At 45.9% G+C, this 18,736-nt stretch carries 16 protein-coding genes and 1 pseudogene; 12 read left to right on the top strand and 5 right to left on the bottom strand.

Going from position 1 to position 18,736, the window contains the following annotated elements:
- Positions 1-13: 13 nt before the first annotated feature.
- The 4 genes from NSQ50_RS05220 (at position 14) to NSQ50_RS05205 (ending at position 4,764) form a co-directional block, all read left to right on the top strand.
- Entirely contained in the window at positions 14-1,279 is a 1,266-nt protein-coding gene (locus NSQ50_RS05220) for an ABC transporter substrate-binding protein (RefSeq protein WP_038569000.1), read from the top strand.
- A gap of 77 nt (positions 1,280-1,356) precedes the next feature.
- Complete coding sequence (locus NSQ50_RS05215; RefSeq protein ID WP_038568998.1) at positions 1,357-2,223, top strand: carbohydrate ABC transporter permease; 867 nt, start codon at positions 1,357-1,359, stop codon at positions 2,221-2,223.
- Positions 2,220-3,041, top strand: coding sequence for a carbohydrate ABC transporter permease (locus NSQ50_RS05210; RefSeq protein WP_179087781.1), 822 nt, complete (start codon positions 2,220-2,222; stop codon positions 3,039-3,041). Before NSQ50_RS05215 ends, NSQ50_RS05210 begins: the two co-directional genes overlap by 4 nt.
- A gap of 34 nt (positions 3,042-3,075) precedes the next feature.
- Complete coding sequence (locus NSQ50_RS05205) at positions 3,076-4,764, top strand: glycoside hydrolase family 13 protein (protein ID WP_076225042.1); 1,689 nt, start codon at positions 3,076-3,078, stop codon at positions 4,762-4,764.
- A gap of 47 nt (positions 4,765-4,811) precedes the next feature.
- On the opposite strand, the gene NSQ50_RS05200 is transcribed toward NSQ50_RS05205, so the two are convergent.
- Positions 4,812-5,342, bottom strand: coding sequence for an NAD(+) diphosphatase (locus tag NSQ50_RS05200; RefSeq protein WP_076104689.1), 531 nt, complete (start codon positions 5,340-5,342; stop codon positions 4,812-4,814).
- A 36-nt stretch (positions 5,343-5,378) separates the two neighbouring features.
- A complete protein-coding gene (locus tag NSQ50_RS05195; RefSeq protein WP_076225287.1) occupies positions 5,379-6,854 on the bottom strand; it encodes an amidase family protein in 1,476 nt (491 codons plus the stop codon).
- Positions 6,855-7,023: 169 nt separating this feature from the next.
- Between NSQ50_RS05195 and NSQ50_RS05190 the strand changes: the two genes are divergently transcribed.
- From NSQ50_RS05190 to NSQ50_RS05160, 7 genes are all read left to right on the top strand, one after another.
- Positions 7,024-7,869, top strand: a complete 846-nt coding sequence (locus NSQ50_RS05190; RefSeq protein ID WP_036680382.1) for an STM4015 family protein — start codon at positions 7,024-7,026, stop codon at positions 7,867-7,869.
- A 7-nt stretch (positions 7,870-7,876) separates the two neighbouring features.
- Positions 7,877-9,166 carry an STM4014 family protein gene (locus tag NSQ50_RS05185; RefSeq protein WP_051491125.1) on the top strand — a complete coding sequence of 430 codons (1,290 nt, stop codon included), beginning with the start codon at positions 7,877-7,879 and terminating at the stop codon, positions 9,164-9,166.
- The gene (locus tag NSQ50_RS05180) at positions 9,167-9,949 is read left to right on the top strand and encodes an STM4013/SEN3800 family hydrolase (protein ID WP_036680379.1); all 783 of its coding nucleotides are present in this window, start codon (positions 9,167-9,169) and stop codon (positions 9,947-9,949) included.
- 22 nt (positions 9,950-9,971) lie between these two features.
- The gene (locus tag NSQ50_RS05175) at positions 9,972-11,321 is read left to right on the top strand and encodes an STM4012 family radical SAM protein (protein WP_076225286.1); all 1,350 of its coding nucleotides are present in this window, start codon (positions 9,972-9,974) and stop codon (positions 11,319-11,321) included.
- Positions 11,318-12,184: an STM4011 family radical SAM protein gene (locus NSQ50_RS05170; protein ID WP_076145505.1), complete on the top strand. Its 867-nt coding sequence runs from the start codon at positions 11,318-11,320 to the stop codon at positions 12,182-12,184. The genes NSQ50_RS05175 and NSQ50_RS05170 overlap by 4 nt, the downstream gene beginning before the upstream one ends.
- A 102-nt stretch (positions 12,185-12,286) precedes the next feature.
- The gene (locus tag NSQ50_RS05165) at positions 12,287-13,024 is read left to right on the top strand and encodes a glycerophosphodiester phosphodiesterase (RefSeq protein ID WP_076104695.1); all 738 of its coding nucleotides are present in this window, start codon (positions 12,287-12,289) and stop codon (positions 13,022-13,024) included.
- A gap of 4 nt (positions 13,025-13,028) precedes the next feature.
- The gene (locus NSQ50_RS05160) at positions 13,029-14,261 is read left to right on the top strand and encodes an SLC45 family MFS transporter (protein ID WP_076225285.1); all 1,233 of its coding nucleotides are present in this window, start codon (positions 13,029-13,031) and stop codon (positions 14,259-14,261) included.
- A gap of 65 nt (positions 14,262-14,326) precedes the next feature.
- On the opposite strand, the gene NSQ50_RS05155 is transcribed toward NSQ50_RS05160, so the two are convergent.
- Both NSQ50_RS05155 and NSQ50_RS05150 read right to left on the bottom strand, forming a co-directional pair.
- Positions 14,327-15,145 (bottom strand): GGDEF domain-containing protein, encoded by an 819-nt coding sequence (locus NSQ50_RS05155; protein ID WP_081387026.1) that lies wholly within the window; start codon positions 15,143-15,145, stop codon positions 14,327-14,329.
- 77 nt (positions 15,146-15,222) lie between these two features.
- Positions 15,223-15,810, bottom strand: a pseudogene (locus tag NSQ50_RS05150) (histidine phosphatase family protein).
- A gap of 246 nt (positions 15,811-16,056) precedes the next feature.
- On the opposite strand from NSQ50_RS05150, the gene NSQ50_RS05145 reads away from it, so the two are divergent.
- Positions 16,057-17,211, top strand: coding sequence for a phosphodiester glycosidase family protein (locus NSQ50_RS05145; RefSeq protein WP_036680436.1), 1,155 nt, complete (start codon positions 16,057-16,059; stop codon positions 17,209-17,211).
- A 252-nt stretch (positions 17,212-17,463) separates the two neighbouring features.
- Here NSQ50_RS05145 and NSQ50_RS05140 read toward each other — a convergent pair whose 3' ends face one another.
- Positions 17,464-18,369: a GNAT family N-acetyltransferase gene (locus NSQ50_RS05140; RefSeq protein WP_076145513.1), complete on the bottom strand. Its 906-nt coding sequence runs from the start codon at positions 18,367-18,369 to the stop codon at positions 17,464-17,466.
- Between the last annotated feature and the right edge of the window lie 367 nt (positions 18,370-18,736).

Below are 18,736 nucleotides of genomic sequence, written 5' to 3'. Positions count from 1 at the left end.
AGGAGGATTTATCATGAAAAAAACAATTAAACCCGTAATGGTTAGTCTACTGGCTATGTCCGTGCTTAGCGCCTGCGGTAGCAATAGTGGTAACAATGCGGCTGACAACACATCTAGCGGCGGGAACTCCTCCGGTGACAAGGTGAAAATCGAGTTTTTCCAAAATAAGACCGAAGCCAAAGCCACCTTCGACAAGCTGGTTGCGAAATTTAATGAAGCCAATCCGAACATCGTAGTCACTCAAGTGAACCCACCGGATGCCGAAACAGTGCTGAAGACTCGTGCAGCTAAAAAAGACATCCCTGACGTAGTGGGTATCGGAGCCACTGACACCTACAAAACATTATCCGGAAGTGGTCTGTTTGAAGACTTCTCTAGTGATCCACTTGCTGAAAGTATCCAGCCTGCTTATGTTCAAATGCTGAAAGACCTGACGGGTTCTAGCGAGCTGAATGGTCTTCCATTCTCTTCGAACGCAAGTGGTGTCATTTACAATAAAGCGATGTTCACTGAAGCCGGCGTTACTGTGCCAACCACTTGGGACGAGTTCATTGCCGTCGCTCAAAAGTTCAAGGACAGCGGTAAAAATGCTTTTTACCTGACCCTTAAGGATTCCTGGACAACCCTTACGCCGTTCAACTCCCTTTCTACAATCATAAAAGGCAATGATTTCTTCAAGCAGCGTACTGAAGGTACTGTGACTTTCGCAGACAGCTTCAACGAAATTGCTGAAAAGCTGCTTAAGCTGACGGAGTTCGGTCAGAAAGATATTTTTGGAAAAGGCTACAATGACGGCAACACAGCTTTCGCAAAAGGTGAATCTGCAATGTATCTGCAAGGGGTATGGGCGATCCCAGAAATCGTGAAGGCTAATCCATCCATTGAGCTTGGTGTATTCCCTTTCCCAGCGACAAATGATGCTGCTAACAATAAGGTCATTTCTGGCGTAGACACATTGTTGACTATCTCTAAGAGCACTAAACATAAAGAAGAAGCTAAAAAATTCGTGGAATTCCTGCTCCAGCCTGAGAATGTTAGCCTCTACATTAACGAGCAAAAAGCATTCCCAGCTGTGCAAGGTGTAACACAAGATGATCCGACAATGGACGGCTTCAAAGCAGCATTTACCTCAGGTAACTTGGCCGACTTTGCGGACCACTACATCCCAAGTGCCATGAAAGTGGATACCATCAATCAAGCCTTCCTGCAAAAGAAAGATGTTGATGCGTACCTGAAACAGCTTGATAAAGAATGGGATAAGGTAGCTGACCGGAAATAACGAGACCTGACAAATAAGAGCCGAGAAAGAGAACGGGACTCCCCCTTCTCTTTCTCTTTTCCAAGGAGGATTACATGATGGCCAAACGCCGAGTCGCCTTTTATCTAATGACTATACCGGCATTGCTTCTTTTCTTTGCCTTTCACACCTTTCCTGCACTGCAGGGTATTTACTATTCGTTCACTAACTGGGACGGCTTCAGTGACAGCTTTGATTACGTAGGATTTAAGAACTTCATTAACATTTTTCAAGACGAAAATGTGCTGAATTCATATGTGTTCACTTTTAAATATGCCATCTTAACAACTATTCTCATCAACATCATTAGTTTGTTGATTGCGCTTGGACTTAACGCCAAGATTAAAGCCAAAAACTTTTTCCGCGGTGTATATTTCCTGCCTAATATCCTCAGCGTGCTGATTGTCGGCTTTATTTTCAACTATTTGTTCGCAAATGTATTCCCTATCTGGGGCGAGAAGCTTGGCAGCGAATTCCTTTCGCAGAACATTCTCGGCAACTCCGATTGGGCCTGGATCGGTATCGTCATTGTAGCCGTCTGGCAGGGAATTGCTTATAACACGATTCTCTATCTGGCAGGTCTACAGACGATTCCGCAAGATCTTTACGAAGCCTCCAATCTGGACGGCGCTAGCCGCTGGAGAGAATTCTGGAGCATTACTTTTCCAATGCTTGCTTCCTTCTTCACGATCAACATGGTGCTGGCGATGAAGGGCGGCTTAATGGTATTCGACCAAATCGTAGCCTTGACAGGTGGGGGACCTGGACGTTCAACACAATCCATTGCCCACTTAATCTATACAGGCGGCTTCCAAGGCGGAGAATTTGCCTATCAATCGGCGAACGCCGTGATTTATTTTATCGTGATCGTTGTGATCTCCGCCCTTCAGCTTAAATTTCTGCAGAAACGGGAGATGGACTTATGATCAAAAAATCAAGCAACTGGCCTGCAACGATTCTTATCGCGCTAGGCTCACTACTGATCCTTTTTCCGCTGTACATGACTATTGCTATCGCGCTAAAAAATCCCGAGGAAATGGCTCAATCCATCTTTTCACTGCCGACTGGCCTGCATTTTGAGAATTTCGCCAATGCCATTAAGGCAACTAATTTCTTCAACGCCTTGGGAAATAGCGCCACGATCACAATAACATCAGTAGTGTTCATCTTGCTTACCAACTCCATGGTAGCCTACGCGATTGCCCGCAATATGAACCGAAAATTCTTCAAAGCGCTCTACTTTTACTTTATCAGCGCAATGTTTATTCCTTTCCAGATTATTATGCTGCCTGTGGTCAAAGTGACAACGGATCTGCATATGAACAACATTTCGGGTCTTATTATTCTATACATTGTTTATGGCTTGGCTTTTAACGTGTTTGTATACACTGGCTATATCCGCTCTATTCCTTATGAGCTAGAGGAAGCTGCCACAGTAGATGGTGCAACGACATTCGGAACGTTCTGGAAGATTATTTTCCCACTTCTTGCTCCGGTCAGTGCAACAATTGGTATCCTCTCTTGTCTGTCGACTTGGAACGACTTTATGCTGCCGTTGATTCTGCTCGGTGATCAGGATTCATACACACTTCCGCTTGTACAGTATGTCTTCCAAGGTCAATTCAGCACAGATTTCAACTTAGCCTTTGCTTCGTATCTGCTCGCTTTATCCCCGATGCTCGTGGTCTATTTGTTCGCGCAAAAATGGATTATAAGTGGACTAACATCAGGGTCCATTAAATAACTAAGATTTATATAGAGAGATAGGAGAGTTATACATGGATAAGAAATGGTGGAAAGAAAGCGTAGTTTATCAAATCTACCCCCGCAGCTTCAAAGACAGTAACGGGGACGGCATCGGTGATCTGCAGGGCATTATCTCGAAACTCGATTATTTAAATCAGCTTGGCGTCGACGTAGTCTGGTTATGCCCGGTATATGAGTCGCCAAACGACGATAACGGCTATGATATCAGTAACTATCAAAGTATTATGGATGATTTCGGAACACTCTCTGATTGGGAGGAACTGCTAGCTGGACTTCACAGCCGCGGCATGAAGCTGATTATGGATCTCGTGGTCAACCACTCCTCTGATGAGCATGCTTGGTTCGTGGAGTCCCGCAAATCGCAGGATAATCCTTATCGTGATTATTATATCTGGCGGCCGGGCCAGGACGGACAGACGCCTAACGACTGGGGCTCCTTCTTCAGCGGTTCGGCTTGGGAATTCGATGAGAAGTCGGAGGAATATTACCTCCATCTCTTCTCGAGAAAGCAACCCGACCTGAATTGGGATAATCCTAAGCTGCGCCAGGAAGTCTACGATATGATGACCTGGTGGCTGGACAAGGGCATTGACGGATTCCGCATGGATGTAATCAACTTGATTTCCAAAGTACCGGAATTACCTAGCGTTGCCCCAGAAAATAACGGAGAGCAGCCTACGTACCACTTCGGAGGAGACTATTTCGTTAACGGACCACGCGTACATGAGTATATGCAGGAAATGAACCGTGAGGTCCTGTCCAAGTACGATATTATGACAGTGGGCGAAGCCGTTAATGTCACTCCCGAGGAGGCTTCCTTGTACGTTTCCGAGGATCGCAATGAGCTTAACATGGTATTCCATTTCGAGCTCATGGACGTCGATTCCGGACCTGGAGGTAAATGGAATGTGCAGCCTTGGAAGCTGGCGGACATCAAGTCCATCATTTCCAAATGGCAAGTCGCGCTGGACGGTAAAGGTTGGAACAGTCTGTATATGAACAACCACGATCAGCCGCGTATGTTATCCCGCTTCGGAGATGATAAGCTATATCCGAAAGAGTCTGCCAAGATGCTCGCAACACTGCTGCACACGCTCCAAGGCACACCTTACATCTATCAAGGCGAAGAAATCGGCATGACGAATGTACAGTTTGATTCCATCAACGATTACAAAGATATTGAAATCCTGAATATGTATAAAGAATACTTGGCTGCCGGACATTCGGAAGAAGCTATCATGAACTCCATTTACATTAAAGGCCGGGACAATGGCCGTACGCCAATGCAATGGAACGCCGAGCCGCAGGCAGGCTTCACGACGGGCTCTCCTTGGCTAGCCGTAAATCCTAATTACAAGGAAATTAATGTGGAGCAGGCGCTGGCTGATCCTGATTCTATTTTTTACTATTATAAGAGACTTATTGAGCTGCGCAAGCAGCATGAAATTATCGTATATGGTAGCTATACGATATTGGCTGAAGAGAACGAGCAAATCTATGCTTATCTGCGTACTCTTGGAGAAGAACAGCTACTGGTTGTATTGAATTTCTTCGGAGAGCCTGCGACCTTCGAGCTTCCTCCCACTGTGAAATTTCAAACGAAGGAACTGCTTATTGCCAACTACGAGGTAAATCCAGAAGAAGAACTAAATACAATTCAGCTTCGCCCTTATGAAGCTCGTGTGTATAAGCTTAAATAATTACCCCCTTGCATGGAAACAACAAAAAGGAGCCTCATGGCTCCTTTTTACTTTCCTCCAACAGCTACCGGATTGACCTGTACCTGTCCCGCGTTCAATTTCTCAATAATCGCCAGTAAGAAGGTTTCGGCTAGGCTGTTCTTTTTAATCGCTCTGGCGGCTTCTTCCAAGGTAAACCATTCAGCATGATCAACCTCAGTACTCACCTGGCTCAAGTCCTCCGAATCTGCAACACCTATAAAATTCAGCATTAGCGTATTGGATGGTGCGAAGTACAAGCTGCGCATATATTCATAAGCGACAATATCAAGTCCTACCTCTTCTTTTACCTCACGTACGAGAGTCGTTTCCGCATCTTCACCTTTGTTCACGTATCCTGCGAGTAATATGTAGTCTGGTCGATTATATTGCTGAATTAATAAAATCTTGTTTTTCTCCCTGTTTAATACTGCTGTACTAATCGCCGTGCTGAAAATAGGGAATCGGAACATTTCACATGCATTACAATAAGGTACCTGCCCTTCCCCATCGGCTTCTTTCATTACTAACGCAGTTCCACATTCCAGGCAATACTTCAAACTGATCGCTTCCTTCTATTCTAAGTTAGCCTAATTCTACTCCAATTGAGGAGGAATCCGGTGATACGTAGCTTGTTCAAACCCGTATGCTAAGGCTATGAGCGTAGGCTCGCTATAAGCTTTTCCGGAAAAAACAACACCAAAAGGCCCCCTGGTCGAATCCCCATCCGCATCAATAATGCCTTGAGATACATATCCCGCCGGAACGGTAACTAATGGATAACCTAAGAGTGCCGCAATATACATGCCATCTACATCACCAGGCAGCAATAACGCGTCTAACCTATATTGTTCCAACACATAATCTATTCCTTGCTCAAGCGCTAATTCCTTGTATTCTTGTCTCTTCTCTTCATAGACCTCTTCAGTTAATGTTATTTCTTCTGATCTTGTCAGAGTGTCTTGTCCATATTGCAAGGCAATCTCAGCATGTCTTTCATTATAGGCTATCAATTCCTGCAAAGAGTGAATCGGAACGGATTCATCTACTTGTGCTAAATACTGGTTGAGCCCTTTTTTAAATTCATAACAAATCACATCATTATTCCAATTCTGTTGTTCAACATGTACTGTGACAGGATCTATAATGGTAGCCCCTTCGTTCTTCAAAGTCTGGATAGCTGTTTCCATAATTGAAAGTCGCTCTGCATCTAAATGGTTATAATAGTGCCGTGGAACGCCTATTCTTGCTTGCCGTATAAAGCTTTTATCTAGAAATGGAGTATAGTCCGTAAAAGCATGCTTCTCGCTCGATAATGTTGCTTCATCCCTGTCATCCACTCCCGTTAATGCCCCCAAAATAATCGCCGCATCCGTAACCGTTTTAGCAATAGGTCCAGGAGTGTCTTGGCTAACTGAAATAGGAATCACTCCAGTACGACTGACTAATCCGACCGTTGGTTTGATCCCGATGAGAGCATGCTGACAGGCTGGCCCAACAATTGATCCCGCGGTTTCCGTTCCGATCGAGGCTGCTGCCAAATTCGCCGCAATAGCTGCTGCAGGTCCAGAACTTGAACCACTGACAAATACATTCCCTGGCCCATATGGATTAAGTACTAGACCACCTCGTGAGCTATACCCAGCCGGCATTGAACTAGACATAAAGTTAGACCACTCCGACATATTCGCCTTTCCAAGCAAAACAGCTCCTGCTGACCGGAGCTTCGCAGCTACGAAGGAATCTTTTGCCGCAAATGATCCTGCTAAAGCTACTGACCCAGCACTCGTATGCATTTTATCCGCGGTATCTATATTATCCTTCAACAATATAGGAATGCCGTGTAGACTTCCCCGACTTCCTTGTTCCTTACGTTCAATATCCAGTGTTCTCGCGATGTCTTTAGCCTCTGGATTGATTTCTAAGATTGCGTTTATGTCTATATCGTACTTATGAATCCGTTCCAAATAGGCTACTACCAAATCTTCTGAACTGACTACGCCTGCTTCCATAGCCGCTTGCAGCTTTGCAATATCCGCTTCTATTATCCATTCCTGAAGTTTGATCTTCATCAGAGCAGCTCCTTCAATAATGTAATTCTCCCTAGCATAAACCTACCATAAATGATTAGCTCAATGACATGACGAATTTGACTATAATCATTTAAACCTGTGATTTGACTCCCTCGGCTACAGATGATAGGGTATTTTCGAAGTTAAATTTTTCCGGGAGGGAATGCCCATGACGGAAGTAAAGCTTAGTATCGGATACGACGAATTCGAGGAAGGCCAAAGAATTGGCACGGAAATTGAGAAGCTTAGCAGCACCCCTGAAAGTTCTTCGCTGACAAGTCTAATTATCGGTGATTGGGGGCAAGCCTACGAAAATAGTTCAGAAGAAGTTGTAGAGGCACTGGTTACGCATAGTGCTAGCTTCCCTGCTTTACGCAAGCTTTTCATAGGCGAGATGGGCTATGAGGAATGCGAGATTTCTTGGATTACCCAAAGCGATCTATCGCCGCTGCTCCCTGCTTTTCCAGAGCTACAGTCACTCACGATTCAAGGTGGGAATGAGCTGAGCCTCGCAGAACTAAAACACGATAAGCTAGAAGAATTGATTATTATAAGCGGAGGCTTAGGTAAAGCCGTTCTAGATCATATTGCAACTAGCCAATTGCCGAATTTGCGCAAGCTGGAGCTATATCTAGGTGTAGAAGACTACGGATTTGACGGCAGCCTCGCAGATCTTCTCCCTCTTATAGAAGTAGGAAAGTTTCCTAAGCTTACTTATCTCGGTTTAAAAAATAGCCAGATCCAAGATGAGATCGCAGGTGCACTAGCAAATGCTCCTATTCTGGATCAGCTAGATACGCTCGATCTATCACTCGGTACCCTAAGCGATGAGGGGGCGGAATTGCTTCTAGCCAGCGACAGAATCAAAAAATTAAAAGCATTAAACCTAAGCCATCATTATATGTCTGACGAGATGATTAGCCGCTGGAAGCAAAGTGGATTGCCTGTTGATGTTAGCGACAAGCAGGAAAGCGATGATGAGGAAGACTGGCGTTATCCTTCCATCACAGAGTGAGCCTCTCATGAGGCCGATGATCGTTATCGGTATTCCCGGTGATAAACGGGCTAGCGGCATCCAGCAAGCGCGTTCCGATCTAGGAATGCCCCCTGCCATTATTTTATCGTACGCTGAGTTTCTGCAAGGTAGATCATTAGGTGATCTTATGGAAGAGCAGAAGAAGCAATTATCCCATCAGTCCTCCGTTTACAACGGAGTAGATCTCAGTGCAGCTCCACCGCTGCTGAGACTAGAGTCACCTGGCAGCAGCTTCGAGGTAGAACGTGCCTTAATCGCTCTAGGCGCACCGGACTCGGATGATATGGACGATTCGCTTCATCCCTACGCCGATAGACCTGATCCGCGACCACTCCGCGTGCAGGTAGTCCGTCAATTGAAGGAAATGCAAGGTGTCCTGCATCATCCATCTCAATGGTTCCGTGGCTACTGCCGGATGCTGGCAAGACTACAGCGCGAGGCCAAAACCGCATGTCCAGGTTCACTATGGTTAAATGACCCTACTGACATTGCGGCTATGACCGATAAACGCCAGACGCAACAGATTCTGAGCGAGGCAGGGATTCCAATTCCTCGCCCAGTAGGTGAAGATCAGCAGCCTACGGATTATGCCTCTCTCCGGGAGATGATGTTATCCCGGCGAATGCACCGGGTATTCATTAAGCTGGCCTTCGGCTCTGCGGCTTCTGGGGTGGTCGCCTATCAGATCCATCCCGTGACGGGTGCCGAAATTGCCTTAACAACAGTGGGGGTCGAGAATTACATCACTCGACCACCCATTTACTATAATTCCGGTAAACTGCGACGGTACACGAATACCGCCACGATCTCGGGAATTGTGAACTGGATCTACCAGCACGGGGCTTATGCTGAGCAATGGATCCCTAAAGCCGGGCTTAAGGGAAAAGCATTCGATATTCGCCAGCTAGTCGTTCTCCGCGAGGCCTGCCACGCGGTTGCTCGGGTCAGCCCTACACCAATTACGAATCTGCATTTACGCAACCAGCGGATGTCTCTTTCGGAAGCCGGTCTGTCTGAACCCGTACAGGAGCAGGTGCGGAATACCGCTGTGCAAGCACTGGCTGCTTTTCCCCGTTCCGGGGTAGCCGGAATCGATGTACTGGTATCCGGGGGTTCACAGCAATGTTTTGTCGCAGATGTCAATCCATTTGGCGACTTGCTGTACGATGTGAAATACCGTGGCTCCAGCACCTACGAATGGGAAATGAAGGTATTGTCGGCTAGAGACTATATCACGCCTCCCTCCACACCGCTTATAAAGGAAGGATTATCTTAAATGGATATGAACACCATCGTCGGCAGGCATGACATTCTTATGATCACACTCGATACGCTTCGTTATGATGCTGCTGTTATGGAAGAAGCAAACTGCCCCAACTTATGCGGAACCGGATCATGGGAGAAAAGACATACCCCTGGCAGCTTCACCTATGCGGCCCATCATGCCTTCTTCGGCGGTTTCTTGCCTACTCCAGCTACAACGGATAAAACGGAGCATATCCGCATGTTCCATTCCCGAAACACCGGAATGAAGACGCATCCCCATACCTGGCTGTTCGATACACCCGATATCGTATCTGGGCTTGCTGCCGAGGGCTACCGGACGATTTGTATAGGGGGCGTTATTTTTTTCACCAAAAAAAATCCACTCGCTCGTGTGTTACCAAGCTATTTCCAGCACAGCTACTGGAGGATGACGTTCGGGGTCACCAACCCGCGTTCCACAGAGCATCAGGTGAATCATGCCTTGAAGCTGCTGAAGGATACTCCTCTTGAACAAAGATTGTTCATGTTCCTCAATGTCTCTGCCATCCACGGACCAAACCATTATTTTATACCCGGTGCTAAAAAGGATTCCGTAGACAGCCAGCGCGCTGCACTCCGATATGTGGATGGTGAACTGGGCCGATTATTCGATGCCTTCCGGGAACGCGGTAATCCTACCTTCTGTCTGGCGTTTTCTGATCATGGAACCGCTTTTGGCGAAGATGGCTATCAGGGGCATCGCTTGGCTCACGAGACCGTATGGAACGTCCCTTATCGGGAATTTATTTTATAAAAGGAAAGGATGGAGAACTGTTATGACGTTATCGTCCTTCTCTTTAGAAGAGCTTCATCAATGGAAAGACAACATTACTGCTTACCCTTACCGATCGTATCTGTATTCCTACCCACACAAAACGGCTTACAGGGATCTACAGCCTCCGATTCCATTAGAATCCTTATGGCGAGATGAGCCTGCTGAATCCTTTTTTCTATATATGCATATCCCGTTTTGCGGCGCTCGCTGTGGATTCTGCAACCTGTTCACCTTACCTGATAAACGCGCGAATGTTCACGCTACATACGTAGACGCACTGGAACGCCAAGCTAAGCAGTGGGCCGAGTTCACTAGACATAAACCGTATGCTCGTTTCGCGATTGGTGGGGGTACGCCGACATTACTGGCGGCAGATCAACTGCGCCGTTTGTTCCACATTGCCGTTGATACGATGGGACTGGATACGAGTTCAGCCTCCATCTCGGTGGAAACTTCTCCTGAGACGCTCAGTGAAGAGAAGCTGAATATTCTTAAAGAAAATACTGTGGATCGGGTCAGCATGGGCATTCAAAGCTTTGTCGCGGCTGAATCGGCGGCCATCTATCGCCCGCAGAATCCGGATGAGGTGTATCGTGCACTAGAGCTGCTGGGAAAATATGATTTTCCCATTCTAAATTTGGATCTGATCTATGGTCTTCCAGGGCAAACTGTCGACTCTTGGCTGTATTCTCTAAATCAAACGCTTAGCTATGATCCTGAGGAAATCTTTATTTATCCGCTCTACACCCGTGAGCATACCATCGTAAAGCCAGGGGATATCCAGCGCCAGGAAGATATTCGCCTAGACTGCTACAAGGCCGCTGGGCAGCTGCTTAAAGCTAGAGGTTATCGCCAATATTCCATGCGTCGGTTCGCCAAGGAAACCGCAGGAACAGATAAACGCATTCTTGACTACAGCTGTCAGGAAGAAGGAATGGTCGGGCTAGGCTGCGGGGCTAGGTCCTATACTCGCAACGTGCATTACGCTTCCCGTTATGGGGTGAGCCGTAAAGCAACCGAGAGCATTATTGCCGATTATATCAGTGCAGATCGTTACGATACGGCAGATTACGGAATTGTGCTAAATCTGGAAGAACAGAAGCGCCGCTTTATTCTAAAGGCGCTTTTACATAGTGAAGGGCTGAAGCTTGAAGATTATAGTCTACGCTTCGGAAATTCACTCTGGAGTGATTATCCTGAACTGTCTAACCTGCTTCATACCGGCTTAGGGAAAGAAGCAGATGGCGTATTACGCCTTACTACTGAAGGCATGGGCTACTCCGATTCCATCGGTGATTGGTTTATTTCAGGGGAGATCCGAGCGCAGATGGAAAGGTTCGTATTGCCATGAATGCGGTCCTCTACTACCGTGGGTCTCTCACCTCCTGCAACTATGACTGCCCCTACTGTCCTTTCGGCAAAACAAGAGACAGCGCAGCCACTCTCGCGAAGGATCGACAAGGACTGGAGACCTTTGTCGAGTGGGCCTCTCTGCAAGGTGCGGCGGGCCATCGGCTTTCTATATTTTTTAATCCCTATGGCGAAGGGCTGATTCATCGCTGGTACAAAGAAGCAATGATTGCGCTCTCCAATATGGACCATGTAGAGAAGGTAGCGATTCAGACCAACCTTTCTGCCAACCTGGATTTCATCTCCCAGCTGAATCGTAAAAAAGTGGCCTTTTGGGCCACCTACCACCCCGGACAAGTGCGGGAGGATAAATTTCTGGCGCAATGTATGACTTTATACGAGAACGACGTTCCGTTTAGTGTGGGAAGCGTTGGAATACGCAGCGCTTTTTCAGCTATAGCTTCACTTCGCTCTGCATTACCGGAAAACGTGTACCTATGGATCAATGCTTACAAAGATAAACCGGATTATTATACAGCTGAGGATTTTGCCTTCCTTAGCGAGATTGATCCACATTTTTCTGTAAATGCTATGGATTATGAAAGCCTTGGCCAAGCCTGCAATGCAGGAAAAGATGTTTTTTATGTACAGGGCGCTGGGCTTGTGAAACGCTGCTATAAGGACAGAGGTGTCATAGGCAATCTTTACCGTGATGGGCTCGAAGGTCTCTCTGCGGTTAGAAGCTGCCGCATGAAGGTATGCGATTGCTATATCGGTTATATTCATATGCCCGAGCTGAAGCTGCGGAGCATCTATGAAGCTGGACTTTTGGAACGAATCCCTTATGGCGCTATGAACAACTGAATTAAAATTCCAGACAGGGTTTCTTTACTCTCTGTGGAATATGACAAGTAGCCCCCATCTATAGGGGCATAGCAAACACTAAAGTTGGAGGGACAATAACTTATGAACAACATCATTAATTTTGCGCATCGTGGAGCGTCGGCAGTGTGTCCAGAAAATACTATGGCAGCATTCCGCAAAGGTCTTGAGCTGGGTGCAACCGGAATAGAAACTGATGTACAAATGACCAAGGATGGCGGCCTAGTCCTCATTCATGATGAAACTCTAAACCGCACGACAAGCGGAACCGGCTATGTGAAGGATCATACACTCGCAGAACTGCTGGAAGTGGACGCAGGCTCATGGTTCGGACCTGAATTCAAAGATGAGCGCCTTCCATTGCTGGAAGATTTATTAGATCTGTTGCAAGGTAGAGATACCATACTAAATATCGAGCTTAAAAATGGCACTTTTTTATATCCGGGCATGGAGGAAAAAGTGATAGCGGCCGTACGGGATTTCAAGATGAGCGATCGCGTCATTTTTTCGAGCTTCAACCATTATTCACTAGCTTACTGTCAGTCGCTGGCACCGGAGATCAGAACAGGAATTCTGTACGGGGAAGGCTTGTATCGTCCTTGGGACTATGCAGCTACACTTGGAGCGACTGCGTTGCATGCGTATCATTTTGCGGTACTGCCTGAATTCGTCGAAGAAGCTGCAAAGCATGGCGTCGCCTACCATCCTTGGACCGTTAACGATCCCGAGCGGATGAAATATTTAATTGAAGCGGGTGTATCAGGCATTATTACCGATCATCCAGACCTACTCGCTGGACTTCTGGCTGACAAGGGAGTGTGATGGTGTGAAAAAAGTCTGGCTGCTCGGATTCGGCTTTTTCAGCATCAGCATTACATGGAGTCTGTATAACGCATTTGTACCTTTTTTCCTCGAAAAATATGTACATAGTGTAGCCCTAATCAGCTTCATGATGACGATTGATAATTACTTCGCCTTATTCTTGCAGCCTTGGATCGGCAATCGGAGTGACCGCACGACCTCGCGTTTTGGACGCAGAATGCCTTATCTTATGATCGGTATGCCCTTCGCTGCCGTGCTGACTATGCTGATTCCGTTTCATACCGGACTATTTACACTGCTTTTATTTATGATGCTGATGAATTTAGCCATGAGTTTATACCGTTCCCCTACCGTCGCTCTCATGCCCGACATAACACCTGAAGAGCAGCGTACAAAGGCTAACGGACTAATTAATTTCATGGGTGGATTCGGATCAATTCTGGCTTTCGGCGTGGGTTCGATCCTCTATAAATCAAATCCTGCGCTGCCGTTTCTCGTTGCTGGACTGATTACCCTGTTATGTCTGTTTATCGTATCGCGCTTCATCAAAGAAAAACGGGATGGTGTGAATATAAGCCCTACGCTTCTATCCGATACAGCGGGGAGCCCTTCTGCGACGATAGTTAAGCCTTCCAGAGTCTCCTTTCGCGGCCAGCTGGATCGTACTACAGTATTTCTACTGGCAGCGATTTTCTTCTGGTTTGTAGCTTATCAAGGGGTCGAAACCTTATTCACGTTGTATGGTAAAAACCATCTGGGCCTCAGTGAACAAGCAGCCTCCTTCTCCCTTACCTTTTTCTCCCTTGCCTTTGTGCTGTTCGCTATTCCGAGCGGTTGGCTGGGTGGGCGATTCGGGAAAAAGAAGATCATTATCGTCGGCGTATGTGGCCTGATGACAGTCTTTGCGCTTGTTGGGTTTGCACAGGACCTGCTGGTGCTTCGGGCGTTGCTCCTGACAGGAGGAATCTTCTGGGCTTGTATCAACATCAACTCTTATCCTTATGTTGTTGCTACGGGGACTGAGGAAAGTATTGGTACTCGAACAGGGATGTATTATTTGGTCTCTTCACTGGCAGCGATCAGCTCGCCTCCTTTGCTGGGGCTAATGATTGATATTTTTGATTACTCCATCCTGTTCTATGTAGCAGCGATTAGTATGGCGGTTGCCCTGCTCTGCCTTTTCTTGATGAAGGAACGCAAGCAAGTACCCCACAAGTTTCACACACCGGGAGCCTAAAAAAGCGTCAGCCTTAGACATCTATTTATGTCCAAGGCTGACGCTTATATTTTACATTTAACAAACTAATTTTTAAAAACTGAATAACGACCTGTCCCGAGCTGTTTGGCGGTGTACATCGCTGTATCTGCTTCATGCAGCAGCCTGAAATGATCCACCTTGCCATGACTAATGCTGATGCCTATGCTCGCAGATACAAAGAGGTTGTGCTCTCCCAGCTGATAATGTCTGGTCGTCTTCTCCAGAATCTGCACCGCTAACTGCTCCGCTTCCTTCTGATTGCAGCCTTTAGCTACGATCACAAATTCATCACCGCCTATGCGGAAAATATGGCGTTTTCTTTTGCTGGAGAATTGACTTAACCTTCCTCCCACCTCTTGCAGCAGTAAATCGCCCACATGATGTCCTAAGCTGTCATTAATTGATTTGAAACGGTTCAAATCCATAAACAATACGGCTAGTTGCTCATTTACTTTGCAGCGATCCCAAAAGTGATCCATTCCATTCTTGTTTAACAGCCCCGTTAAGCCATCCTTATAGGCAAGTTCCTTAAGCTGCTCTCTTTCCGCCAAAACAAGGTTCAGCCGTGTAAGCAAAAACATTAAAACAGCTATCGTAAGCGCGTATATCAATAACGGAGTGAAAATCCCCCCATTGACCTCTATAGTTTCTTCTAAGGATTTTTTGCCTAGCTGATGCATTGCCCACAATCCAACGACGATAGTTATAATGGAAAGGCCCGTGTAAACCGCTCTTTGTTTTGATTCCTTACTAGCAACATCCCGGTAAAATCTCAATACTAAATAACCTACAACTCCTGCGATGATAACGGACATTAACGTTTGTAAATAAATCTGAACCTCTACCACCTTTAATTCGCACATCCTTCTGAACTACAAATAATTAGCTTACTGTACTGCGATACCAATATATAAAAAAGCTCTGAACATTATCTGAACACTTACTCTTTCTCCAAATGCCGCGCACAATTATATAACTCGCAGTTCCAGGAGCCATCCGATTCGGATTTTGTTATTCGCGTAATTGACGTATTGTTCAATAATACTGTGCCGTCCAGTTCTGGAAGTAGTCTTCTAAGGCTACTGCGTAAAATTGCACCATGGCTAACGATCAGAATATGGCTGCCTGGATGTCTCGCCGCAATTTCTTCAATCACTTCGCTGCCTCTGAGCTCGCTGGCTTCTGGAGTTTCCAAACCCAAATCTAACGTCTTCCAATCGGTTCCCCATCGTTCAATCCGCTCTTGCTGCGTAGTTCCTTCAATAAGTCCCGCATACATCTCTCGAATGCCCGGCGCTAAACCCGTGATCTCAAGGCCTAATCTTTCTGCAATAACCTCTGCCGTTTACCGCGCTCTGAGTAAATCACTTGAATATATGTAATCCCATTGTTCTGTGCTAAGTCGTTCAGCCAGTAGTTGTGCCTGTTGCAGGCCTTCAGCATCCAATGAATTATCCGTATGCCCTTGCACTCTGCCTTCTTTATTCCACGCGGTACTTCCATGGCGAATTAAACCTATTGTAGTCATAAAAATCTCCTTTTAGCTAATGAGTCTAGTGGCAGTTGTGATACTGGTTGTAGTGCTAGTTATAGTGCTAGTTATAATGCTAATTTCAGTGCTACTTCAGTGCTAATATAAATAATATAATCTATATTCTATCAGATTCACCCTATGAACATTTAAAAATAAAGGTTATCCAAGTTTTTGAACATGAGGTATAATAAACCTTGTCGTTTTTTACAACAGCTACAAGATAAGGAGTAATTGTTTATGATGAAAAAGCTAGGGTCCACTTTGTTTCTTACCTTCTTACTGCTCATTCCACTTGTCGCCACTTGCCCTTCCACTGTTGGTGCAACACCGCTTCCTAAAAACACCGTCTATGTGGACAAGAATAACCATTCATACATACCACTGCGTCTATTAAATAGCTTCACTGGTATACAATCTGTATGGAATCCTAACGAAAAACGTATAAGCATTACGAATGCAGACACAACCATAACGCTTACATTAGGTCAAACCGCTGCGCTCGTCAATGAAAAGTCGGTTACACTAACTGATCTTGCTTTCAGTGATAACGGCACGGTATATATTCCGTTGTCTTTTATCAGCACAACACTTGGCATTCAATTAACTTGGGATAAGGAAGCCTCTTCGTTAACCCTTAAGAGTAATGATATTGCAACCACTGTTCCTGTACAGTCCGGCGCACTAATCAAAGCGGATTCTTCACCAGTTGTCAGCGCTAGTAAAACCTTCAAGGTTGGCGGCAGATCCTTCAAAGCCCAGACGGTTACAGTGTCCCTGCTGCATCCTAAGGTGAAACTTGATGTCGTACTGGCTGGAAATACGGTCGGAAAAGTGGAGGACCTAAGCAGTCTGGCTAAACGTAATAATGCCGTAGTTGCGATTAACGGAACGTTTTTTGATGCCTATACAAAAGGGGCATACAAAGCTCCATACGGTTACATTGTCAGCGGTGGAAAAATGCTTAAAAATAGCTCCGGGGATCGCCGGACGATTTTTACCTATGACAGCAACCATCTAGCGTCACTGATTCCTGGGTTGGATTTCACAAGCCGCTTCGCTTCCGGCTCCATGGAAGGAGCTCTTCAAGCCGGCCCGCGTCTTCTTGTGAACGGCAAGGTATCCCTTAATGTTGCGGCAGAAGGCTTCAAGGATCCGAAAATCTTGACCGGCGGCGGAGCCCGCAGCGCGCTCGGATTAACACGCGACCATAAGCTCATTCTGCTGACCACTGGTGGAGCCACCATCCCACAGCTGGCAGAAATGATGAAGCAAGCTGGAGCGTATCAAGCCATGAATCTGGATGGTGGTGCATCCAGCGGGCTCTACTACAACGGCAAATATCTCACGTCCCCCGGGCGTCAGATCAGCAATGCAATTGTAGTCAAATATCAATAAAATCTCTTGGCCAGACGGCTACTAAGAATATATGATTCTATTGTACAAAGTGTAATCAGAGGCAGTTTGCAGCGCATAATTGCTATAGCGGTATGATTGCTGTACGACGTATGAAACTACTGTGCAGCATATGATTGCCGAGCTCAAACCCAAAAATCCCCTTGACGACTTACCCATCAAGGGGATTTTTCATAGTACGTTGCCAGTTTAGGTACTGCTGACAGATCCAGTGTTGGGGGCAGCCGGTGCAACTTAATCTGTGTGACCTGAATATTCCCACACCTGCAACCAAACTTCAGTAGTAAAGCCCAATTTCTCGTAGAAAGGCTGCATCGAACCTACGTAAACTTTACTAGCTCCGAGTTGTTTTAAACGGTTAAATCCTTCGTGTAGGACCGCCCGTCCCAGTCCCAGCTTTCGATAATTAATGGATGTGCCTACAGGCTCCAGAATACCAATTCTATTGCTGCTGTCCCAAAAAATATTACAAAAGGAAACCACTTCGCCCGCGTCATTCACAACGCTAAGATCGAGCTGCGGATTATAACTTGGAGCGTTACTCATATTCCCATAATGCAGCAGCGTGAGTTCTGCCTCCACCGTTTCTGCATAGTCGAAGGCCATAATATGTCCGAGTGCTTTTGCAGTAACCTCGATCTCATCTCCGCTGCAAATTCTGAATCCAGAGGGGAGCTCCACAGGAAATTCCTTATCCAATCGCAAGGAGTTTACGCTTTCCTTACCACCCGTTAAATGGTACCCCCTCTTACGAGCAACCTCCGCCGCAAAAGTCATATTCTCCGGTATTGGCACATACAGCTCTACGTAACCACCGTTCTCTTCCTCAGCTTTTTGTTCAGCAAAAGCGAACATTTCTTCAAGTAATTTTTCCGGAGGATTCATCTCAGCACACTGAAAATAGAACCCATCGTCCCTGCACACTACAGCTGCAAGCTCTCCATTCTCATACTCCCATAAGCCTACTTTTTGTTCCCATTGCTCCAGCGTTCCACTTCTCGTCTCCTGAAAAAAAACAACGAATTCCCAGCGGTCTATAAGCCAGGTATTTGGAGTCTTTAGCTTACTATAACTTTGTATAAGAAAATGACGTACCTTTAGCAGATCTTCTGAACGGTAGCTTCTAAAATTAATGTTCATTTTCCGCGCCCCTCTCTTTAATTTCATATTAAGGGGGATGCAAAATGAAGCATATATCATAATTAGTTATTATTATTTTATACTACCGAATATGATCCGTACGTTCACAAAACAAACATTTCTTGAGTTGAAATTATGAGCTCCACGCATCTGTTAACTGCATTTAGTGCAACTATTTCCTCAGAATGCTCCTTTAAAAGATAGTTAGTTGTATTTCGTGCAGTTAAATTTCTGGTTTTCCTTTAAATGTACCGAATTCACCCTTTTTAGTTGCACAGAGTGCAATTAAATGGCTTCTAATGAGTATCTACGCAGAAATAAGTGTACAAAGTGCAATTAGAGAAAGTTTTGGAGTGCGCGATCTTCT

This window comes from Paenibacillus sp. FSL R10-2788 (assembly GCF_038003885.1).
Lineage (GTDB): Bacteria > Bacillota > Bacilli > Paenibacillales > Paenibacillaceae > Paenibacillus_AQ > Paenibacillus_AQ odorifer.
The sequence above is the reverse complement of the archived record's forward strand: the minus strand, read 5'-3'. Positions and strand labels throughout refer to the sequence as shown.